Annotated in this window: 3 protein-coding genes; 2 read left to right on the top strand and 1 reads right to left on the bottom strand. The window is 51.8% G+C overall.

From position 1 onward, the window contains the following. Positions 1-413: response regulator transcription factor (locus B3D59_RS05320; RefSeq protein WP_286818231.1), on the bottom strand; the 413-nt coding region annotated here is incomplete at its 3' end. A gap of 302 nt (positions 414-715) precedes the next feature. Here B3D59_RS05320 and B3D59_RS05315 point away from each other — a divergent pair. After that, positions 716-2,863 (top strand): FAD-dependent oxidoreductase, encoded by a 2,148-nt coding sequence (locus B3D59_RS05315; protein ID WP_286818229.1) that lies wholly within the window; start codon positions 716-718, stop codon positions 2,861-2,863. Positions 2,864-2,912: 49 nt separating this feature from the next. Continuing rightward, on the top strand, positions 2,913-4,628 hold a 1,716-nt coding region (locus B3D59_RS05310), incomplete at its 3' end, for a radical SAM protein (RefSeq protein WP_286818227.1).

Below are 4,628 nucleotides of genomic sequence, written 5' to 3'. Positions count from 1 at the left end.
GCCTGGATGATGTATTCTGACGCGCTCTTCTTCATGACGGAGAGGTTTTCCATACGCCGGAATATGGATTTGATCCGGGCAACGAGTTCCCGGATGGAAAAGGGCTTGGTAATATAGTCATCCGCCCCGAGTTCTATACCGAGAATCCTGTCGATCTCGGAAGACTTCGAGGTCAGCATGAGCACTGGAATGACCAGGCCCATGCCCCGAATGCTTTTAAGAATCTCGATGCCGTCCATGCCCGGCAGCATAATGTCCAGGACGATGAGATCGTAACCCCCGCCTGCCGCCTTCTTATATCCGGTAAAGCCGTCACGGGCCAGATCCACCTGCCAGAACTGGTCGGAGAGATGAAGAAGGAGAAGGTCGGAAAGCTCGGCATTGTCTTCCACCACAAGAATTTTTTTCTGCATGGGGCTCCTTTCGATTTAGGTGTTCCGACATGAGATCTTGTTGTCCAGTCCGGGCCTCCAATGATTTGTTTCAATCATAACGGCCCTTGCAGGAACCAGTCAAATGAAAACACTCTTGTGAGGGATTTGTGAACCACACAATCTGAAAACAACATTTACGGCATGGCGGCTACATGCTATTTTTTAGTAACTGAGTCACAGACAATAGTTTCCGGTTCAGTCATTGCCGGCATACTGTTTTGCCCGGGTGGACTTGCATCATTTTCCGCCTTCCTAAACGTTTTAATGGAATTGGATATAAAATGAATCAAAAACTCTTTAAGGTACTCATTCTTGGAACATTTATCCTGGGCGTTATCCTGTTTTTTTCATTGGATCTTCACCGGCACCTGACCTTCGAGGCTCTTAAATCCCAACAAGCCGCCATGGAACATGTTTATGTCGAAAACACAACTCTAACCATCTTCATCTATGCGGCGGTCTATATCGTTATAACAGCCCTGTCACTTCCGGGAGCCGCGGTGATGACCCTGGCAGGCGGTGCCGTGTTTGGGCTTTGGACCGGCACAATCATTGTCTCCTTTGCCAGCACCATCGGTGCGACCCTGGCATTTCTTGCGTCCCGATTTCTGTTAAGGGAGTACATCCAGGATCGATTTTCCGACCGGCTCAAAAAAATAAATGAGGGAATTGAAACCGACGGTCCCTTTTATCTTTTCACCCTGCGCCTTGTGCCGGTGTTTCCCTTTTTTGTCATCAACCTTCTCATGGGACTGACCCCCATTAAAACGGGCATATTCTACATCGTAAGTCAGCTGGGCATGCTTCCAGGGACCCTTGCTTACATCAATGCCGGCACCCGGTTATCCCAGGTGGAAAGCGCATCCGGGATTCTCTCCTTTCCATTGCTCGCTTCCTTTGCCATTTTGGGACTTTTCCCCTGGATGGCAAAGGCGTTCACAGGCTTTTTGAAAAACCGGCGGGTCATGGCAAAATTTTCCAAGCCTTCAAAATTTGACTACAACCTGGTGGTTATCGGTGCCGGTTCCGCAGGTCTTGTGACCTCTTATATTGCAGCGGCTGTAAAGGCGGGTGTGGCATTGGTGGAAAAGGACAAAATGGGGGGAGATTGCCTGAACACCGGGTGTGTGCCCAGCAAAGCCTTGCTGCGCAGCGCAAAAATACTCTCGTATGCCAAAAGGGCCAAGGAGTTTGGTTTTGAACATACCCATATTGACTTCCATTTTAAAACGGTCATGGAGCGAGTGGAAAAGATCATCAAAAAAATAGAACCCCATGATTCTGTGGAGCGGTATACCCAACTCGGGGTCGATTGCATCCGGGGCGAGGCCCATATCATCTCCCCATATAAAATTCAGGTGAACGGTAAAGTCATCACCACCCGCAGCATTGTCGTGGCAACGGGGGCCCGGCCGATGGTTCCGGCCATCCCCGGCCTTGACCAGGTGCAGTATCTCACCTCTGATACGGTCTGGTCTTTGAGAGATTTACCCCAAAGGCTGGTGGTGCTGGGGGGCGGTCCCATCGGGTGCGAAATCAGCCAGGCCTTTGCCCGTTTAGGTGCCCAGGTTACCCTGGTAGGCAGAGCTGTCCGGATCATGGGCCGGGAAGATGACGATGTGTCCGATTTCATCCAAGAGACCTTCATCCAGGAGGGCATTCGGGTCCTCACCGGGCACACGACAAAGGAGATCCGGGTGGACAATGACGAAAAAAAACTGATCTGTACCCGAAATTCGGATGGACAAGAAGTGCCCGTTCCGTTTGACGCCCTTTTGATTGCCTTGGGCCGTGTGGCCAATTCCCAAGGGTTTGGGCTGGAAAAACTGGGGGTGGCGCTGAACCCCAATGGTACCATTAAAACCAATAAATGGCTGCAGACCACCATGCCCAATATTTATGCGGCCGGTGATGTTGCCGGCCCTTATCAATTCACCCATGTGGCCGCTCACCAGGCCTGGTATGCCTCTGTAAACGCATTGTTCGGGTCTTTTAAAAAATTCACGGCAGACTACAGGGTGATCCCCTGGTGTACGTTTACCGATCCCGAAGTGGCACGGGTGGGAATGAACGAAAAAGATTGTCTTGCCGCCGATATTCCCTACGAGATGACCCGCTACGCGATTGACGATCTGGACCGGGCCATTGCCGACTCCGAAGCCCGGGGATTTGTCAAGGTGCTGACCGTTCCCCAAAAAGACAAAATCCTGGGGGTGACCATTGTGGGGTCCCATGCCGGAGATTTGATCCATGAATTTATTTTGGCCATGAAATACAATATCGGACTTAATAAAATCCTTGGCACCATACATATTTACCCGACCCTGGCAGAGTCCGGCCGATTTGCTGCGGGTGCCTGGAAAAGAGCCCGGGTGCCGAAAACTGCGATAGGGATTATTGAACGGTTTTTGGCCTGGCAGCGTAAATAATTGTTTTTTGAATCTTGATACTTGCACAATCACAATGGGAGTACACACCTTGGACACAGATCAATATCATAGCTGGATCAGACTTGAACAGGACAACACCGCCGTATATATCAACCCCGAATCTGTGGACTGGATCGTCCCCAGTACCGCAGGAGACCGGCTGCTTCAAAAGCTTATCTCTTCCAAAAATCAGGACGGGAGAAAACAGTATCCGGGGGCTTCATTGGCACCCGGTGATACAGATTTTAGCGCCATCGTCCGTGAATCCCAGTTTCTCTCCTTATTAAAATCACCGGACACAGCCGATTACAAGGGCCGTGCCCACGCATTGACCCTTAAATCGTTAAAGGAGTTCTGGCTGCATATCACTGATAAATGCAATCTTGCCTGCCGCCACTGCCTCTTTTCCTGTTCATCCAAAACAAGCCGGACCATGGATTTCGACATGATCACCGCCACGGTCTTCCAGGCTTACGGCCTGGGCACCCGGATTTTTTATTTAACCGGCGGAGAACCCCTGGTACACCCCGATTTCCAGAAAATTTGCCGGCTGATTTTAAATGAATATCCCGACACCCTGCTCGTGATTTTAACCAACGGAATATTGATACCGGCCCACCTTGCTTTCTTCAAGACGTTGCCGTGTGAACGCCTGTTTCTCCAGGTCAGCCTGGATGGTCTTGAAGAGACCAACGATCGCTTAAGAGGCACCGGGGCATTTGCCAAAACAACCGCCGGCCTTGCCACTCTAAAAGGATCGAATATTATAACCACCCTCTCCATGGTGGTGCACCCGGACAATTTCCATCAGATGACAAAGATGGTAGAGCTGGGGGTAGAGTTTTCGATTAACGCCATCCATTACATGTGGCTTTTAACCACAGGGCGGGCATCGGCCCAGCCGGCGGTGCCCATGGCTGAGCTGTTCAATTATTTGATTGAGGCCCAGGATATGGCAGCAGCCCACGATCTGTCCATTGATAATATCACCAACCTGGCCGCCAGGGTCTTCTCCACCCCAGGCACCAAATACGACCTGGGCAATGCCGGGTGGGAGTCGCTGGCACTGGGCCCAGACGGCATGATCTACCCTACCCCGGCCCTGATCGACCGTCAAGAGACCGTATGCGGCCATGTTTCCCAGGGATTGGAGACGATCTGGCGAAACAGTGACGTCCTTGGAACCCTGCGAAGTTTATCGGTGAAGGATGATCCCGTCTATGGGGACAATCCTTTAAAATACATTGTTGGCGGTCCGGACATTGATCACAGCTTCCATAACGGCGGATCATACCTGGGTCATGACCCCTACCTGCCCTTGCATAGCCGCCTGGCAGTGTGGTTAATGGTTGAGTCGGCTCAAGTTACCAAAGAAGCGCCCTGGCCCCAGATCCGGCGAAAAATGGGCGAGAAGTTGCTGCACTGTGAAAAGGAAGGTGAAGTTGTGGCCCTGACCCACTCCAATTGCGTACTCACCCTGGCCGATACCCATGGCGTTGTGGGGCAATTTTATTCGGCTGCCGCACAACAGGAGAATACGGACATCACCAATCCGGTCTGCTATCCCGATGCGGAAATGTCCCATATTCCCAAATCCGCCAGGATTCGCTCCTATGGGTGCGGAAGCCCGGTCCTGGACGCAGGCATCGCTTTGGGTGATACCGTGGTTGATCTTGGCTGCGGTGCCGGGGTGGAGTGCTACATTGCCGCCCGGAAAACAGGTCCTTCGGGACAGGTCATCGGGAATGACATGCTGGATCACATG

The organism is Desulfobacter sp. UBA2225, from assembly GCF_002348205.1.
Lineage (GTDB): Bacteria > Desulfobacterota > Desulfobacteria > Desulfobacterales > Desulfobacteraceae > Desulfobacter > Desulfobacter postgatei.
The sequence above is the reverse complement of the archived record's forward strand: the minus strand, read 5'-3'. Positions and strand labels throughout refer to the sequence as shown.